21 protein-coding genes are annotated in these 17,463 nt (G+C 42.1%); 4 read left to right on the top strand and 17 right to left on the bottom strand.

What is annotated here, in order from left to right:
- Positions 1 to 69 precede the first annotated feature (69 nt).
- On the top strand, positions 70 to 1,593 hold the full coding sequence (gene betC / locus MP3633_RS09355; protein ID WP_176335339.1) for a choline-sulfatase: 1,524 nt from the start codon (positions 70 to 72) through the stop codon (positions 1,591 to 1,593).
- A 40-nt stretch (positions 1,594 to 1,633) separates the two neighbouring features.
- Entirely contained in the window at positions 1,634 to 2,578 is a 945-nt protein-coding gene (gene choX / locus MP3633_RS09350; RefSeq protein ID WP_112138806.1) for a choline ABC transporter substrate-binding protein, read from the top strand.
- 75 nt (positions 2,579 to 2,653) lie between these two features.
- On the opposite strand, the gene queF is transcribed toward choX, so the two are convergent.
- Genes queF through MP3633_RS09335 form a run of 3 tightly spaced genes read right to left on the bottom strand, consistent with a single transcriptional unit; the run spans position 2,654 to position 5,174 of the window.
- Positions 2,654 to 3,469 carry an NADPH-dependent 7-cyano-7-deazaguanine reductase QueF gene (gene queF / locus MP3633_RS09345; protein WP_176335338.1) on the bottom strand — a complete coding sequence of 272 codons (816 nt, stop codon included), beginning with the start codon at positions 3,467 to 3,469 and terminating at the stop codon, positions 2,654 to 2,656.
- Positions 3,470 to 3,481: 12 nt separating this feature from the next.
- The gene (locus MP3633_RS09340) at positions 3,482 to 4,255 is read right to left on the bottom strand and encodes an ABC transporter permease (RefSeq protein WP_112138809.1); all 774 of its coding nucleotides are present in this window, start codon (positions 4,253 to 4,255) and stop codon (positions 3,482 to 3,484) included.
- 4 nt (positions 4,256 to 4,259) lie between these two features.
- On the bottom strand, positions 4,260 to 5,174 hold the full coding sequence (locus MP3633_RS09335; RefSeq protein ID WP_176335337.1) for an ABC transporter ATP-binding protein: 915 nt from the start codon (positions 5,172 to 5,174) through the stop codon (positions 4,260 to 4,262).
- A gap of 60 nt (positions 5,175 to 5,234) precedes the next feature.
- Between MP3633_RS09335 and MP3633_RS09330 the strand changes: the two genes are divergently transcribed.
- Positions 5,235 to 5,642: a PA2817 family protein gene (locus MP3633_RS09330; RefSeq protein ID WP_112138813.1), complete on the top strand. Its 408-nt coding sequence runs from the start codon at positions 5,235 to 5,237 to the stop codon at positions 5,640 to 5,642.
- A gap of 42 nt (positions 5,643 to 5,684) precedes the next feature.
- Here MP3633_RS09330 and fabF read toward each other — a convergent pair whose 3' ends face one another.
- The 7 genes from fabF to MP3633_RS09295 all read right to left on the bottom strand — a co-directional run bounded on the left by fabF (position 5,685) and on the right by MP3633_RS09295 (position 10,807).
- Complete coding sequence (gene fabF / locus MP3633_RS09325; RefSeq protein ID WP_112138815.1) at positions 5,685 to 6,926, bottom strand: beta-ketoacyl-ACP synthase II; 1,242 nt, start codon at positions 6,924 to 6,926, stop codon at positions 5,685 to 5,687.
- Between the two features lie 106 nt (positions 6,927 to 7,032).
- Positions 7,033 to 7,266, bottom strand: coding sequence for an acyl carrier protein (acpP, locus tag MP3633_RS09320; protein ID WP_112138817.1), 234 nt, complete (start codon positions 7,264 to 7,266; stop codon positions 7,033 to 7,035).
- Positions 7,267 to 7,399: 133 nt separating this feature from the next.
- Positions 7,400 to 8,134, bottom strand: a complete 735-nt coding sequence (gene fabG / locus MP3633_RS09315) for a 3-oxoacyl-ACP reductase FabG (RefSeq protein ID WP_112138819.1) — start codon at positions 8,132 to 8,134, stop codon at positions 7,400 to 7,402.
- A gap of 40 nt (positions 8,135 to 8,174) precedes the next feature.
- A complete protein-coding gene (gene fabD, locus MP3633_RS09310) occupies positions 8,175 to 9,098 on the bottom strand; it encodes an ACP S-malonyltransferase (RefSeq protein ID WP_176335336.1) in 924 nt (307 codons plus the stop codon).
- A 12-nt stretch (positions 9,099 to 9,110) separates the two neighbouring features.
- Positions 9,111 to 10,055: a fatty acid synthesis protein gene (locus MP3633_RS09305; RefSeq protein WP_176335335.1), complete on the bottom strand. Its 945-nt coding sequence runs from the start codon at positions 10,053 to 10,055 to the stop codon at positions 9,111 to 9,113.
- Positions 10,056 to 10,066: 11 nt separating this feature from the next.
- Complete coding sequence (gene rpmF, locus MP3633_RS09300) at positions 10,067 to 10,246, bottom strand: 50S ribosomal protein L32 (RefSeq protein WP_024025546.1); 180 nt, start codon at positions 10,244 to 10,246, stop codon at positions 10,067 to 10,069.
- An 18-nt stretch (positions 10,247 to 10,264) separates the two neighbouring features.
- Positions 10,265 to 10,807, bottom strand: coding sequence for a YceD family protein (locus tag MP3633_RS09295; protein WP_244959931.1), 543 nt, complete (start codon positions 10,805 to 10,807; stop codon positions 10,265 to 10,267).
- A gap of 116 nt (positions 10,808 to 10,923) precedes the next feature.
- On the opposite strand from MP3633_RS09295, the gene MP3633_RS09290 reads away from it, so the two are divergent.
- The gene (locus tag MP3633_RS09290; protein ID WP_176335334.1) at positions 10,924 to 11,526 is read left to right on the top strand and encodes a Maf family protein; all 603 of its coding nucleotides are present in this window, start codon (positions 10,924 to 10,926) and stop codon (positions 11,524 to 11,526) included.
- Here the strand turns inward: MP3633_RS09290 and MP3633_RS09285 are convergent.
- From MP3633_RS09285 to MP3633_RS09255, 7 genes are read right to left on the bottom strand one after another with little or no spacing between them, the layout of a single operon-like run.
- Positions 11,523 to 12,458 (bottom strand): patatin-like phospholipase family protein, encoded by a 936-nt coding sequence (locus MP3633_RS09285; protein WP_176335333.1) that lies wholly within the window; start codon positions 12,456 to 12,458, stop codon positions 11,523 to 11,525. The genes MP3633_RS09290 and MP3633_RS09285 overlap by 4 nt on opposite strands.
- 9 nt (positions 12,459 to 12,467) lie before the next feature.
- Positions 12,468 to 13,262 (bottom strand): DUF4892 domain-containing protein, encoded by a 795-nt coding sequence (locus MP3633_RS09280; protein ID WP_112138834.1) that lies wholly within the window; start codon positions 13,260 to 13,262, stop codon positions 12,468 to 12,470.
- A 42-nt stretch (positions 13,263 to 13,304) separates the two neighbouring features.
- Complete coding sequence (locus MP3633_RS09275; RefSeq protein WP_176335332.1) at positions 13,305 to 14,168, bottom strand: alpha/beta fold hydrolase; 864 nt, start codon at positions 14,166 to 14,168, stop codon at positions 13,305 to 13,307.
- Positions 14,169 to 14,210: 42 nt separating this feature from the next.
- Positions 14,211 to 14,690, bottom strand: a complete 480-nt coding sequence (gene sixA / locus MP3633_RS09270; RefSeq protein ID WP_176335331.1) for a phosphohistidine phosphatase SixA — start codon at positions 14,688 to 14,690, stop codon at positions 14,211 to 14,213.
- Positions 14,677 to 14,961, bottom strand: a complete 285-nt coding sequence (locus tag MP3633_RS09265) for a DUF4389 domain-containing protein (RefSeq protein ID WP_112138839.1) — start codon at positions 14,959 to 14,961, stop codon at positions 14,677 to 14,679. The genes sixA and MP3633_RS09265 overlap by 14 nt, the downstream gene beginning before the upstream one ends.
- The gene (locus MP3633_RS09260; protein WP_112138841.1) at positions 14,954 to 15,982 is read right to left on the bottom strand and encodes an NAD(P)H-dependent glycerol-3-phosphate dehydrogenase; all 1,029 of its coding nucleotides are present in this window, start codon (positions 15,980 to 15,982) and stop codon (positions 14,954 to 14,956) included. Before MP3633_RS09260 ends, MP3633_RS09265 begins: the two co-directional genes overlap by 8 nt.
- A gap of 37 nt (positions 15,983 to 16,019) precedes the next feature.
- Entirely contained in the window at positions 16,020 to 17,441 is a 1,422-nt protein-coding gene (locus MP3633_RS09255) for a protein adenylyltransferase SelO (protein ID WP_176335330.1), read from the bottom strand.
- Between the last annotated feature and the right edge of the window lie 22 nt (positions 17,442 to 17,463).

Below are 17,463 nucleotides of genomic sequence, written 5' to 3'. Positions count from 1 at the left end.
ATGTTACTAAAACAAGGCGATTAGTGACGATACATCCTTATCTACATCCTTTTTACATTAGAGAAAATTATGTCAGAAAAACAACCAAATATCCTTTTTATTATGGCTGACCAATTGGCAACGTCTGCACTTCCCATCTATGGCAATTCTGTTGTAAAAACACCGCACTTAAGCTCGCTAGCAGAAGAAGGCGTTGTCTTTGACTCGGCCTACTGTAACAGTCCACTTTGCGCACCTTCGCGCTATGTTTTAATGACAGGACAGTTACCCAGTAAAATTGGTGCATATGACAATGCCGCCGATCTTTCTGCCGATATTCCAACCTTTGCCCATTATCTTCGCGAGCAGAATTACAAAACGGCCTTGTCTGGTAAAATGCACTTTTGCGGACCAGACCAATTACATGGGTTTGAAGAAAGACTTACCACTGATATCTACCCTGCCGATTATGGTTGGTTCCCTAATTGGGATGACCTTAAAACGCGCCCTACTTGGTATCATAATATGTCATCCGTTACTCAAGCTGGTCCTTGTATCCGTAGTAATCAATTAGATTTTGACGACGAAGTTGTGTTCCACGCTCAGCGTTATTTGTATGACTATGTAAGACGCGATCAAGATCGACCTTTTTGCCTGACAGTATCCATGACACATCCCCATGATCCTTACGCAATTCCGCAAGAATATTGGGACAGATACAGTAACGACGATATTGAATTGCCTAAAATCAATATCAAAAAAGAAGACCAAGACCCTCATTCAGCTCGTCTACAAGAAGTTTACGCTTATCACGATCAAGACATTAGCGAGCAAGAAATTAAAAATGCACGCAGGGCCTATTACGGCGCCATCAGTTACGTAGATGATAAAATCGGTCTGCTATTAAAAGCCTTAAAAGAAACAGGTTTGGATGACAACACCATCATTGTATTCTCTGGTGACCATGGCGACATGCTGGGGGAAAGAAATCTCTGGTATAAAATGTCATTTTTTGAAGGCTCTGCTCGAGTACCAATGATAGTCCATGCGCCAAAACGTTTTTCCGCAAAACGGGTTAAAGAATCGGTTTCTACCATGGATTTACTACCGACTTTCCTTGAAATGGCAACTAATAGCCAACAGCATACTTACGCAATGCCAATCCAAGGCAAAAGCTTAATGCCACATATTGAAGGCCGGAAAAATGGCCATGATGAAGTGATCGGTGAATACTTCGGCGAAGGTGCAATCGCTCCACTTCTAATGATACGCAGAGCGCAGTACAAATACGTTTACTGTCATATAGACCCAGAGCAACTGTTTGACCTAGAAAACGATCCTGACGAGCTCAACAACCTTGCTGTTGACCCAAACTATGCGGACTTACTTGGCACCTTTAACAAAGAAGCTCTTGAGCGCTGGGACTCGAGCGCCATGACGCAAGATGTACTTATTAGCCAACGCCGTCGTCGTTTAATTGTAAAAGCGATGAACAAAGGTAAACGAGTGACTTGGGATCACCAGCCCATTTTTGATAGCAGTGAAATGTACATGAGAAATCACATTGATCTAGATGACCTAGAAAGCCGATCTCGATTTCCTAAAGTCGAGTAAGCACAATTTTAAAGCATCATTAAAAAATAGGAGCACGAGAATGAAAGCACTTTCTTTAAGCAAAACAGGATTAAAAATAGCAAGTGTGGCGAGCCTACTTATCGGCAGTAGCCTTGCCCTATCCGCTGAACCTGAGCAATGTAAAAAAGTCACTTTTAGTGATCCTGGCTGGACTGATATCGGAGCAACAAATGGTGTAGCGACCACTCTATTGAAAGCAATGGGGTACGATACTCAGGTGTACCTCCTTAGCGTCCCCGTTGGCTTTGAAAGCTTGAAGAATGGTGAAATTGACGCTTTCATGGGAAACTGGATGCCTGCCCAATCCGCTTTTATCGACAAATATGAAAACAATATCGACGTTGTTCGCACCAACTTAGAAGGCGTTAAATTCACCTTAGCGGTGCCTAAATATGTATTTGACGCTGGCGTGACAGATTTTTCGGATTTGTCCAAATTTGGTAAAGAGTTCCGTCAACGAATCTATGGTATTGGCGCTGGAGCACCTGCAAACCAAAAGCTACAAAATATGATCGATACGAATGATTTTGATCTAAAAGATTGGAAGGTGGTTGAGTCCGGTGAACAAGCGATGCTGTCACAAGTAACAAGAACAGTAAAACGCGATAATTTTATTGTCTTTCTTGCTTGGGAACCACATCCAATGAACGTCAATTTTGATCTAAAATACCTAAGTGGTGGCGACAAGTATTTTGGTCCAAATTTCGGTGGTGCAACTATTCGCACTCTAACTCGCAAAGGTTATGCGAACGAGTGTAAAAATGTCAGCAAACTGCTCAGTAATTTGGAGTTTGGCTTAACCATGGAAAACGAAATAATAGGCTCTGAAGAAAAGCCTGAACAAGCAGCAGCAAGTTGGATTAAAGCCCACCCAGAAGTATTAGATAAGTGGCTACAGGGTGTTACAACCTACCAAGGTCAACCAGCACTGCCTGCGGTTAAAAAGCAGCTTAGTACTATGTAACTCGATTTTTCGTTTATTCGAATTTGAAAGTAAAAAAACCGCATATTTATGCGGTTTTTTATTTTTACATTAATATTACTGACGTGTTAAACGATCATTACCCAGTACCAACGGTGCTGATGAACGATAAGGGTTGATATCTAAACCACCTCGTCTTACATATCGTGCATATATCGTTAAGCTTTCTGGCTGACATTCACGCATAATATCGATAAATATTCGCTCGACACACTGCTCATGGAAATCCGTATGTTCGCGGAACGAAACAATGTATTTAAGCAGACTTTCATGATGTATTTGTGAGCCTTTATAATCAATAAAAACAGAACCCCAATCTGGCTGATTAGTGACGGGGCAATTCGATTTTAAAAGATGGCTCACCAAGCGCTCTTCCACAACACCAGAAAATGCATCAAGCGTCAGCAATCCAGCATTAGGGTGATATTCTGTAATATCAACGTCTAGGTCATCGATACAGTAATCTGGCGTCAAAACAACAAGAGATGCCATTGAATCAACATCACGAATAATCACAGTGACGTCAGCACCAGCAGCCTTTGAAAGATCTTTTTCAAGAATGGCCTGTACATCTTCAGTCGAGTCGTAGCGCATTTGATTCAGAGAATTCAAATACAATTTAAACGATTTAGACTCAATGATATTTGGCGAGTCACAAGGTAAACGAAATTCAGCCAAAGCAACAACGGGCTTCCCTTTCAAATTTAACCACGACAACTCATAAGCATTCCAAACATCTTCACCATAAAAGGGAAGCCGTTCAGACGCAATACCCATTTCAGACCATTTATCCACTCTTGCAATGGGGTAAAGCAACCCTGAATCGTACTCAGAAACATAGTCTGTTTGCTGACCTAAGGGTAAAAATCCCATATAACACTTTCCTCAGTTTCTAATGCCTTTGCCTTGATTAAGCAAACGCAAACTATACCAAAACAATACAACAATAAATGAACTTACAATAACAAGCGCCCAATATACATTAATATCAGACACCCCTAAAACACCGTAGCGAAACGCATTAACCATATATAAAACAGGGTTTAATAACGAAACCGATTGCCAAAAAGTTGGGAGTAAATCGATCGAGTAAAAAACACCGCCCAAATACGTTAATGGCGTTAGGATAAAAGTAGGAACGATTGAGACATCATCAAAACTTCGTGCGTAAATGCCATTAATAAAACCACCTAGTGAAAACATAATTGCCGTTAAAAACACCACTAAAATCGTGATGAATAGGCTTTCTAATGCTAGGTGTGTGAAAAACAAAGACAACAGAGTTACCACTAAACCAACAAGCAAGCCTCGCGCAACACCACCCAATACATATCCTACCAAAATGATCCAATTCGGCGTAGGTGAAACCAACAATTCCTGAATGCTATGTTGAAATTTTGCAGAAAAAAACGATGAGGACACGTTTGAATAAGAGTTGGTAATAACCGACATCATAATCAAACCAGGAACGATATATTGCATATAACTGAAGCCACCCATTTCGCCGATACGGTCACCTATTAGGTTACCAAAAATGGCAAAATATAATGTCATGGTAATAGCGGGCGGCAATAAGGTTTGTGGCCATATACGAGTAAAGCGACGAATTTCTTTGATTAAAATTGTATAAAACGCAATCCAAATTTCGGAGTTTTTCATCTACCTACCCTTTAATTAATTTTACGAAGAGCTCTTCGAGACGATTAGATTTATTACGCATGCTGACGACATTCACTGAAATCGCATCCAGCGCTTTGAAAATAGTGTTAATCGATTGCCCTTTTACCACTTCAACTTCAATAGAGCTGGCATCTTTACTTAGCACCACACCAAAACCAGGCAAAAGCCAACCATCAGGAAGATTACTATCAAGATCCAAAATAAATGTTTCTTGATTCAGCGTTTTTAATAAAGCCTTTACGCTGGTGTTTTCTACAATTTCACCATCATTTATAATGGCGATATTTCGACATAATTGCTCTGCTTCTTCCAAATAATGGGTTGTCAGAATAATGGTCGTTCCCTGTTCATTTAGGGTTTTTATAAATTCCCACATGGATCTGCGTAATTCAATATCAACACCAGCTGTGGGCTCATCTAGGATAAGCACATCAGGTTCATGAACCAGCGCCCTCGCTATCATTAATCGTCGCTTCATTCCGCCTGACAGCATACGAGACTGAACGTCTTTTTTATCCCACAAATCCAATTGCTTTAAATACTTCTCTGCACGCTGAGCTGCCACGGACTTACTGATTCCATAAAAGCCAGCTTGAGTCGCCACAACATTAAATACGGTCTCAAAAACATTAAAATTAAATTCTTGAGGCACAACTCCTAAGTGCTTTTTCGCAGAAGCAAAATCTTTATCAATGTCCGTACCAAAAATAGACACCTTGCCTGACGTTTTATTCACTAAAGAGCACAAAATACCAATCGTTGTCGATTTGCCTGCACCATTAGGGCCAAGCAATGCAAAAAAATCGCCTTTTTCAACTTTGAGATCAATACCTTTTAATGCTTCAAAGCCGCCTTCATAGCGCTTTTTAAGGTCACTAATTTCGATTGCATATGTCATAATTAAGTTCTCGTACGGCAAAAGCCGACTATATAGTTACTTTTTTGAATAGGGTTTTACGTGGAATCACGCACACAACACATACTTGACGCTTTCGCTGATTTGCGTCATCGCATTGCAGAGCACGCTCCTTTTGATCAGCCAGATTTGGCAGAAGAAGAAATAGACTTCTTAGAAAGGTGGGATGACCTGACAAATAAAATTCAGGATAATACCCATGATTATACGTTTGATGCCCAAGAAATATTATCACGCTTCATACGATGCTACGCAAACCTAGTCCCGCTAGTAAAGAGAGAGCTACTGTGGTTTGTTGGTGGTGAGTGTCTACACTTTCTAGGCGATGAAGAAATATCTCTTTATCAGCAATTGGAAGACCATTTGTACGAGCTAGACAGTCAAAACAAAAGTTATGATATTTCCAAAGAAATTAACGCATTACGCGACACACCAACTCAAATGCATTGAGGAAAATAAAAATGGGCGAAATTACACTCGCCCATTTACCCTCTAAGGCATTTTCTTAAAAACTAACGTTCCATTCGTACCACCAAAGCCAAATGAGTTGTTCATAACAACCTCTATTTTACGCTTCTGAGGGGTGATTGGGACATAGTTCAAATCACAACCGTCACCGGGCTCTGCTAAGTTAATCGTCGGTGGAGCGACTTGATCTCGAATAGCTAAAATAGAAAAAATAGATTCTACCGCACCAGATGCCCCCAATAGATGCCCTATCATAGATTTAGTAGAGCTTATGGCAACATCTGAGGCAAAGTCACCCATGAGGGCTTTCACCGCTTGAGTTTCTGCTAAATCACCTGCAGGTGTTGATGTACCATGAGCATTAATATAATCAACATCTTGGGGATTAAGGTTTGCATCTTTTAATGCAGCACTCATTGCTGACGCTGCACCCTCTCCACTCTCTGGCGGAGCGGTAATATGATGTGCATCATCGCTCATCCCAAAGCCAACCAGTTCTGCGTATATTTTTGCGCCACGAGCTACCGCATGCTCAAACTCTTCTAGAACCAAAATACCAGCGCCATCCCCCATAACAAAGCCATCACGATCTTTATCCCATGGACGACTCGCTGTTTTATGATCATCATTACGGGTAGACAATGCTCTAGCGGCTCCAAAGCCACCAATGCCTAACGGTGTAATCGCCATCTCTGCACCACCGGCAATCATCACATCAGCATCGCCATAAGCAATCATACGACCTGCCATGCCAATATTATGAGTACCTGTTGTACAAGCAGTAACAATTGAAATGTTAGGGCCTTTAAAACCAAAACGTATAGCAACATGACCAGAAATCATATTAATAATCGCGCCTGGAACAAAAAATGGAGAAATACGTTTTGGACCAGATTCATTCAATAACTCTAGGTTTTTTTCGATCATCGGTAAACCGCCAATACCAGAACCTATTGCACAGCCAACACGACTTAAATCTGCACTATCAGCATTTAAATCAGCATCTTCCAATGCTTGTACAGCCGAAGCGATGCCATATTGAATGAAAAGATCCATTTTGCGAGCTTCTTTTACGCTCATATATTGAGTCGCATCAAAGTTATTTACTTGAGCTGCAAAACGAGTGGAAAATTGGCTAGCATCAAAAGAAGTGATCTCCGATACACCGCTCTTGCCTTCCAATATATTATCCCACGTATCTTTCACGTTATTGCCAAGGGGTGTCACCATTCCCATTCCTGTGACTACAACCCGACGACGAGACATAAGATTCCTCCAACAATTCGCCCCAAAACGCTTCTAGGGCTATTAATAAGAAAAGCCGCTGTAACGAATACAAGCGGCTTTTCGGGAAACTCAGTTCACTAATATATTACAAGTTAGCGTTTATGTAATCGTTCGCTGCTTGCACGGTAGTGATTTTCTCAGCTTCTTCATCAGGAATTTCAGTATCAAATTCCTCTTCAAGAGCCATTACCAACTCAACTGTGTCTAGGGAATCTGCACCTAGGTCATCAACGAAAGAGGCTGAATTAACAACATCTTCTTCTTTAACACCTAGTTGTTCACAAACGATTTTTTTAACGCGTTCTTCAATGCTACTCATTAGAAGTTCCTACTCTACTCATTAACAGCTCAGTGTGAGCATATTATAAAAATTCGATCACCAAAAAAGGTGTGATTCTCGACATGAACCGGAAATGTATTTTCGTTGAATTAAACATAAAATTCAACTCAAATTACGACATATACATACCACCATTGACATGTAATGTTTCACCGGTGATGTAAGCAGCGCCTTGCGACGCCAAAAATGCGACTGCCGCCGCAATTTCTTCTGGTTGACCAAGGCGAGACGCTGGCACTTTTTCGACCAATTTGGCCTTGTGCTCTTCGGGTAACACCTTCGTCATATCTGTTTCAATGAACCCAGGAGCAACACAGTTTACTGTGATGCCGCGAGATCCAATTTCTGCCGCCAAAGAACGGCTGAAGCCTTCTAATCCAGCTTTAGCTGCAGAATAATTTGTTTGTCCGCCGTTGCCCATAGAGCCAACAACCGAACTAATGCTAATAACTCGACCGAATTTTGCTTTAGTCATTCCGCGTAAGCAAGCTTTTGTCACACGAAAAACAGAAGTTAAGTTCGTATTAATAACTTGATCCCACTCATCTTCTTTCATGCGCATCATTAAATTATCGCGGGTAATGCCGGCATTGTTAACCAAAACCGTTGGTGCACCACACTCTGCGGTAATCGCTTTGATTACTACATCAACGGATTCACTAGAGGACACATCCAGAACCCAGCCTTTACCATTATCTCCTAAGTAATCACTAATGCTTTGCGCTCCAGACTCACTTGTCGCCGTGCCAATCACAGTTGCACCTTGCTCAACAAGCGCAAGCGCAATCGCTTTACCTATGCCACGAGTAGCGCCAGTTACTAACGCTATTTTTCCTTCAAGACTCATACTTGTCTCCAACGATTTATTACAAATATATAAAACAGTATTAGGCAGATAGCGCCGCTTCAAATGCTAACAAATCACCCAGAGATGATGTATTCATCCCTTTAATAATTCGCTTATTTAAACCACTCAATACTTTACCAGGACCGCATTCTACTGTTGCAGTAACGCCTAGTTCAGAAAGCAATGCAATAGATTGAGTCCACAGCACAGGCTCACTTAACTGAGATACCAAATTTGCTTTAATGATGGCAGGGTCAGAAACGGCTTGAGCGGTCACATTTTGAATTAAGGTACAAGTTGGCACGCTAAACGTTATAGATTCTAATTTTTCAGCCAGCTTTTTACCGGCTGGAATCATCAATTCACAGTGAGAGGGCACACTAACAGGCAGGGGCAATGCTCGTTTCGCCCCAGCTTCCTTCGCATTTACCATCGCTTCTTCAACTGCTGCAACATGGCCTGCAATAACAACCTGCCCCGGAGAATTAAAGTTCACTGCACTGACAATACCAGAAGCAGAATCGCATGCAGCGATGACTTTATCATCATCAAGACCTATAATCGCCGCCATTGCGCCTTCGCCAGCGGGCACGGCTTGAAGCATGTATTCACCTCTCAACTTAACCAACGCTACAGCATCGGTAAAAGCAACAACACCAGCACAAACTAGCGCGGAGTATTCGCCTAAGCTATGACCAGCAACATAAGTTGGCTTAAGGCCGCCCTCTTGCTCCCACAGGCGCCACAACGCCACGCTTGCTGTCAAAAGAGCCGGTTGAGTCTTGTCTGTCTGGCTAAGCTGCTCCGCGTCATTTTGTACTAGATTCCATAAGTCATAACCTAGAATCGTCGACGCTTCCGCAAAAGTTCGTTCTATGATGTCATGCTTTTCTGCTAAATCAGCCAGCATGCCCAATTGCTGAGAGCCCTGACCGGGAAAAACAAAAGCTAATGTATTGCTCATTTAATCTCCTAACTATATAGCATCATTACAAAGTCGCGCTTCAATAGCAGAATACAAATCTGCTCGCGCAATATCAATCCCATACTCAATCGCACCGATCATAGCGGTTAAATCAGAACAACCATGACCTTTTACCAAATTGCCACGCACACCGACTAAACAAGCACCATGCCTGCGTTCAGTTTGGTAAAAAGTCTCAAATAATGACGATGTCCCATCTACACCTTTAAGCTTACCCATCAAAAAAGACAGCAGTCCTTCTGATGCTTTTAACACGGCATTACCTACCATGCCGTCGCATACAATGACGTTTTTTTCACCTTCAAAAAGCTCTGTACCTTCAGCATAGCCAAAATAAGAAGGCCACGCTCTGTCAGATAAAAGGCGATCTGTTTCTCGAATAACCACACTGCCCTTGGAGCTTTCAACACCTACGTTCAATAAACCTACTTTTGGCACTTCATCACTCAACGCTTCAACATACGCCGCACCTAATTCAGCAAACCCAACCAACATAGAAGGTGGACAATGAACATTTGCACCTAAATCAACCAAACAACGCAATGGGTTAGAGTAAAGCTCTCTAATCAATGCCGGGTAAAGTTTAGGCCTTAGCACGCCCAATATATGTCGTGCTAATGCAACCATAGCACCTGTATTCCCTAAGGTCACAACAACATCTGACGATTTCTGAGCCAATGCATTCAGCGACTGATAAAGCGTACTATTACGACGGCGAAACAAAGACAAAACGATCTCTTCGTCTCCATCTATCACATCAGAGCAAGCAATCAGAGATAAGCGATCATGAGGCGCAGGAAGGTCCAAATTGGAGTGTGGGGAATAATAAATAGTGATGGCGACATCTTGATGGCGAGAGAGAATATTCACTGCGCCGTCAAATGCAATGCGGGGACCTAAGTCCCCGCCCATAGCGTCTAAAGCTACCCTGATCATGGGTATCTTAGTTACTCACCTTTAGGGGTGATAACTTGACGGCCACGATAAAAACCATCTGCAGAAATATGGTGACGACGGTGAAGTTCACCAGTAGTCTTTTCTACAGAAAGTGTTGCGCTTGTCAAAGCATCGTGTGAACGTCGCTGACCGCGGCGTGAACGAGTAACTTTACTTTTTTGTACTGCCATTTTTTGGAGCTCCTAACTTTACTTGGCCTTTAATTGGGCCAATATACTAAATGGATTCGGTTTTTCGCCATCCGGTGCGTCATCGGTAGACGAGGCATACTTTACAGCTGTTGGGTTGCAACCACTTTCTTCGTGATAGGCGACAATTGGTAAGGCAAGTATAATTTCTTGCTCTACCATATCGGCCAAAATTACGTCACCGTCGGTCATGACAACAGGATCGTAATCCTTCGGTAGGTTTTTCGCATGATCTTCGTCATAAACAAAGCCCAAAGATAAATCTAACGCCAGATCATGAGTTACTGCTTCCATACAGCGTTGACAAACAACTTGTACTTGAGCGGTTAATGATCCGGTAGCAATGTAGCGCCTATCCTCATCAACTCTAAAGTCTAGATGAATAAAAGCATTACCCTCATTAGAAGCTAAGATAGCACAAAGCTCCTTAAATTCATTAAGGGGCACGTACCCTTCAAACGCCAACTCATAGTTAGCGTATTTTCGAGGGTCAAAATGTTTAGGTAATGTATCATTCAACATGGCGGGGAATAGTATTGCCAAGGACCCTTTTTGTCAAAGTCTAAGTGCCGTTAAAATACATTTTTTCAATTTTTTAAGCCATTCCAAGTAAAAAAACGTAAAATTAGCACTTATTCCAACAAAGCGGTCAAAATAGAATGCAAAAAAAACTTATTTTAGGTTCCTCTTCACCTTATCGAAAAGAGCTGTTAGAACGCCTAAATATCCCATTTGAATGCCACTCCCCGAACATTGATGAAAGCCCTTTGGATAATGAGCTAGCCGCCTCCTTGGTAAAGCGCTTAACCATTGCGAAAGCGTTTGCCGTTCATCATGAACGTCAGCAAAATAATATGCCCTCGGACTGTCTCATTATTTCATCTGATCAAGTCGCCGTATTGAATGAGAACATATTGGGTAAACCGCTTTCACAAGACAATGCCATCAAACAACTTTCAGGTTTTAGTGGTAAAAAAGTGAGTTTTTTAACAGGACTTTGCGTTTTTAATCAGCAAAGTCAAACCTATCAATACACATTGAACGAATATCATGTGTATTTTAGACACTTAACTTTAGAAGAAATTAAACACTATATAGCGATAGAGCAGCCTCTAGATTGTGCGGGCAGCTTTAAATGTGAAGGGCTAGGGGTTTGTCTTTTCAATAAAATGGAAGGAGACGACCCAAGTAGTTTGATTGGATTGCCTCTCATCTCACTGTGCCACCTTCTTAAAAAAGAAGGTGTAAACCCGATTGGCTAATAGCCCTTTGGAAAGGAATAATAACTAGAAGAAGGCGATTCAAGACCATCGATCGCCTTTAAAGTTACCTCATAACCAAATTCAATCAATTCTTTGGCTCGCCAAAATTCATAAAAACCAGATATATCCTTTGGAATTGAAATCAATAAATCTGGCGGGTAGCCAGCCAGTTTATATTGAGTTAGCGACTCTTGCATCGTTTCAAACATCATATTGATAGTCTGTAAGCGCCCCCAACTTTCCGGTGAATATTTAGGCCTTTCCTTGTCATCAGGATCGTCCTGCCCTTTGCTGAAAAAACCTTTTGCGCTATGCCACCAAGCAGGCCCTTCTTCATCGACTTCCAGAGCCTCAGAAGCCTCTTTTAATAATCCCTCAGCAGGACCATTAAGATCAACCGCAATAATATAGTCAGCCCCAGCAGATACTGATGGAATGATAGGCAAAGGATTCAAAACCCCACCATCAACATATATACGGCCGTTAAGTGAAACTGGAGATAAAATAGAAGGGATCGCTGATGATGCGCGCATAGCGCTGATTAAGTCACCACGCTGAAACCAAAATTCCTTTTGGTTCAATAATTCGACGGCAACAGAGGTGTAAGCAATAGGCAGAGATTCAATAGTAGGCTCGCCAATTATCTGTTGAACCTTCTCAAAAAAACGATCTCCCTTGATATACCCGCCATTTAACAAAGACATATCAAGCAATCTAATAACATCAACCCGGTCCAATGACTCAGCCCATTCACGGTATTCAGCCAGTTTTCCTGCTGCAAAAACACCACCAACGATGGCGCCAATAGAACAACCAGAAATGCTGATGATGTCATAACCACGCTCTTCAATTGCCTGAATAACGCCAATATGTGCGTTACCACGCGCAGCACCACTCCCTAACACAAGAGCCACTGTTTTTTTCGTATTCATCAATTTCGCCTATGGACGCACATAAACAAAAGAAATTCGATTAACCCCGAGTGATTCACGACCAAGATCAGCCAAATTAATAAAGCGAACCTTAGTTTCCAGCTGACCACCCAAACCAGCCATTGCAATCAAAATTAGCTGATCGCCAGCCTCAATCGCGCTTAGAGTGCCCTTTTTCTCGCTAGTAACAAAACCAACGACATTTTGCCCTGACGGTAAATCGCTGACAAAACGACGAATTCTTGGAATATCCTGCACATCCATCTGCGCGACTATATTGAATTCAGTATCTTGAGCGTTGGCGGATTTAACTTCATCCAAACGGACCATCACATCGCCAGCCCCCCGACGATTAACATACAGAACTTGATAGACATCTTGTTTATTTTTAACCACTAGCAAAAATTGATTCTGATCTGCACCATTTAAAAGATAGTCACCAAAAAAATCATTAGCCCAAGCATTACTACTGCCACAACTCCTGCTCTCACACTCAAACAAAATGCTTTGACCATCAGACATCATCTGCGCACGATAATGCGTGTAAACATCAGATAAGAGCGCATTCCGATTGATTTTATAAAGCGACGTAAAATGATCACCGTTCAGCCTAATCACTGATTCAGGCTCCCAACCGCTACCAGCACGACTAATTTTACTCAAAGGAATTTCGACCAACTGACCAGACTGTGAGTTACTTTTGACTAACTGCGCATCACGATAAGGCTCAATCCCTAAAATTCCAGCAAAAGAAAAACCACTAAAAAAAACCAACAGGCATAACATTTCACGAAATTTAACCATACAACCTTCCTATCACCCCAATTAGAGGTGGATTAACCCGTATTAATTTTGATCAATAAAGCGCTGAATTTCCGTCGCAACAGCAAAGCAGCTCTCAGGCTCAAGATGAAAGTGATGATTACCTTCAAGCCATTTTAATTTCACCCATGGAAATTGAGCTGAGCGCGCCTCAACTAACTGATGGTCATCTTTGTAAATACCATCCTTAGCCACCAAAGCTAAGGTCGGACATTTAATTTGCTGTATAAAAGCACCAACACCCTCTTCATCCATGCGGTATGGTGATGGGAAAGTTAACTTCCCATCATGACGCCACCCCCAAATACCATCAGCACTTTTCTTCGCACCTCGATCAACAAGAAACTCCGACGCTGACTTGGACAACGCTGTAAAACCAGCCATTCTAGCAAGCACCATAGCCTCTTTTGATGGATAGCTAGTACTTCTATCTAAGCGATATTTAGACATTTTATTAATAGACCGCTGAAGAGTAACCACACGATCTTCCGCTTTAGCACTCAAAGGTCCCATGTTATCCAACACAATCAAACCTCGAACCCTGTCAGGCGCAATAGCCGCCACCAACATAGCGACAGCGCCACCCATACTATGACCAATCAACCAAACACTTTGCTTTGACTGATTTAAAATGGATACCACATCTAAAACATAATCCCATAAATGATAAAAGCTACCAGCCGCACGATGCTCAGATGCCCCATGGCCAGCAAGATCAAGAGCAACATGTGAAAAATCAGATAAATGAGGCGATAAATTAGAAAAGCTGGCGGCATTGTCAAGCCAACCATGCAAAGAAAACACTTTCAATGCCGATGTTTTTTTAGGCAACCATTGCAACCCGGCTATTTCGGTATGCGCAAGTTTGTAAACAATGTCATTTCCCATATGTATACGTCTTAACCAATATAATAAATTCTAACTAACGGCTTATGATGGCGAAATACACCAACGAAACTGACAGCAAGCACCAGCAAAAAATTCACCCTCTACCGAGGCCAATGTCGCTGTTGTCATAGCAAAATTCATAGGCAAAGGCTCATCAACCAAAAAATCAACAAACTGATGAGCAAAAGGCTGATGAGTAACAAGCAAAATAGACTCGTATGGCTGTTCATCCAGCCAAGCCGAAACTTCCATTTCTTTTCCATAAGGCGTAATCAATGGACAACTTTGAATATCAACAGACAACTCAAGATCGGCTAAAAAGATTTTAGCCGTTTGCTGAGCTCGTACATAAGGGCTTACAAACACAGCATCAAAAACCTCCGCTTTAGAAGCAAACGCTCGAGCAGTGGTTTTCACCTCTGCCACCCCCAACGTCGTTAACTCACGAAGCTCATCTTGGTTAAAGCCATATGGTTCAGCATTACCATGGCGTAATATAGAAAGGCGCTTAAGCTTCTTCATCCGAGCTCACCTGAGGCCACGGCTGAAAAGGAAAGGGCTTTTCTTCTGTTTCAAAAGATAAAAACGAAAAAATTTGCTTAATAAAAGAGGTTACACTTTTCAACCAAGAAGACAGCATAACGGGCTCGTGCTTTGATCCCAATTTCACGAGACTTACCAAAACAAGCAAAATTCCAAACACTGTGACGGCAATATTCAACACCACCCAATACAACAACATAAAAATCACACGAAACCAAAAACCTTGATCAGCATAACCTGGTTTAGACATTGCTATTCTCCTCATTTGTCGCAAATTCGACATCCCATTTTTGCTCACCGGTCATCATTGAACCGATCAACGACTCCAGTTTTGCATTGTCAAACAATAGTTTGGATAAGCCTTTAGCCAGCGGCATATATAAGCCATGCTTCTGAGCTTCATCCACTACCATTTTTAATGTATTAACCCCTTCGGCGACCTCTCCAATACCACCCACGGCTTCGTTCAGGTCCTGGCCAGAACCAATAGCAAAACCAACTCGATAATTACGGCTCAAAGGAGACGTGCACGTTGCAATCAAGTCACCCATCCCCGCCAACCCAAGGAATGTCATCGGATTTGCCCCAAAATGAACGGCAAAACGACTCATCTCAGCCAGACTGCGTGTCATAATCATGGACATGGTGTTCTCACCAACATTAAGCGCTTTCGCAAGGCCGCACACAATAGCGTAAATGTTCTTTAAAGCACCTGCTAACTCAACCCCCTTACTGTCCTTACTTTCATAAACACGAAAGGTTGGAGATTTCAGTAACTCTATTACCCGTTGGCGAACTTGATCATCCGAGCTTGCAACGACAGACCCTGTCATTTGTCCAGCCGCAATCTCTTTGGCTAAATTGGGGCCACTCAACACACCAATTCTTTGCGTGATAGGGTTTCGACGCAAAACATCACTCATAAGTTCAAATCGATTTGGATTAAAACCCTTTGTCGTACTAATTAATATTTTATCGGCTGTTAGCAAAGGTTCAATGCGCTGTACAACCTGCTCAAAGGATTTCGAAGGGATAGAGACAAAAACCGTATCGCTGTCACGTATCGCTTGCTCTAGATTACTGGTCGCCAGTAACTCACGATGTAAAGGAGCATTTGGTAAATAACGACTATTAAGCCCGGTCAAATTAATCTCTTCAACCTGCTCCTCATTACGCATCCACTGGCTAACTTGATGCCCATTTTTGGCCATAATGTTCGCCAATGCTGTACCAAAACTACCGCCACCTAGTACACATACAGAATGCTTCATACTGACTACTTCTCTTTGTAAATGTCGCCTAAAAATATTAAGACGAACAACTAACTTCTAACGATCTACCCCATTCAGGGGCTCTTTGAGCAAGAATGTCTGATTCTGGGTGCTCATCAAAAGGTTGATTAAGCACATTCAACAACCGTCGAAACGGTAAATAATCACCTCCTTCAGCAGAAAGAATTGCATCATGGGCTAAATAATTTCTTAGAATAAACTTGGGGTTCACCTGTAACATAGACACACTTACCTGAGGCCATTCCAACCCTTCATTCAATCGTGCTTTTTTATAACTTTCAAGCCACTTAGACAAACGTTCACGGTCGACAACTTCATCAAGCAACAGAGTAAAGTCGATATCACTTATATGACTCAACAAGCGAAAAAACACAGCGTAATCCATTTTTTCTGCGGCTAAGATCGTGAATAACGATGGCAATAAATCATGCACATGCTGAGCATCACTCAACCCCAGTTTTTTCATCATCAGATGATCATAATGAGACTGAAGCTCTGGCTCATAACATTGTAAAATGGCGATCAATTGATTTTTTTCTAAATGTTTTGAAAAACACCGCATTAAACAATTGAGATTCCATAACCCGACTCCAGGCTGCCGTGAGAAAGCGTATCGCCCTTCGTGATCAGAATGATTGCATACCCAATCTGGCTCATAGTCTTCCATAAAGCCATACGGACCATAATCTATCGTTTCACCGGTAAATGAAAAGTTATCTGTGTTCATAACACCATGCTGAAAACCAATAGACTGCCATTTCGCGATCATACGAGCAGTCCGCTTCACCACTTCTATCAACATATTTTCTAGTGGCGAGTCTGTTGTTAAATATTCTGGGTAATAGTGTTGTAGACAATAATTGACGAGCTGGTCTAGCTCTGCTTGTTTACCCTGATAAAAAAAGTATTCGAAATGACCAAAACGAATATGCCCCTGCGCCACACGAAGCAACATAGCGCCCACCTCAGGCGTTTCTCGATAAACAGCCTGTTTGCTATCATAAAGCGCTAGAGCTCGTGAAGATGGTACCGACAGAGCCGCCATCGACTCACTGGCTAAATATTCGCGAATGCAAGATCGCAGTACAGCGCGCCCATCACCACGACGAGAGTAAGGCGTTGGGCCAGCACCTTTCATATGTAAATCATACAAAAAGCCATCCCGCCCTTTTACCTCACCTAAGAGCACACCGCGACCATCACCAAGCTGAGGAGAAAAACCGCCAAATTGGTGACCAGCGTAGACCATACTTACGCTAGTCGATGATTTTTCTTCACCGCTTAATATGAGCTTAGTTGCAGGGGATTTAATATCAATAGATAGAAAGGTAGCGAGCGACTGGTTAAATTCAACCAATCTCTGCTGAAGAAGTGGCTGGATAAGCGTTTTTGAGGAAAACGCCTGACCCAGACTTGCAAAATGGTGTTCTAAATTCATCTTGTCTCACTAAAAAGTAAGC

Origin of the sequence: Marinomonas primoryensis (assembly GCF_013372285.1) — a bacterium.
In the GTDB taxonomy this organism is placed as follows: domain Bacteria; phylum Pseudomonadota; class Gammaproteobacteria; order Pseudomonadales; family Marinomonadaceae; genus Marinomonas; species Marinomonas primoryensis.
This window is presented reverse-complemented; position numbering and strand designations above follow the sequence as displayed.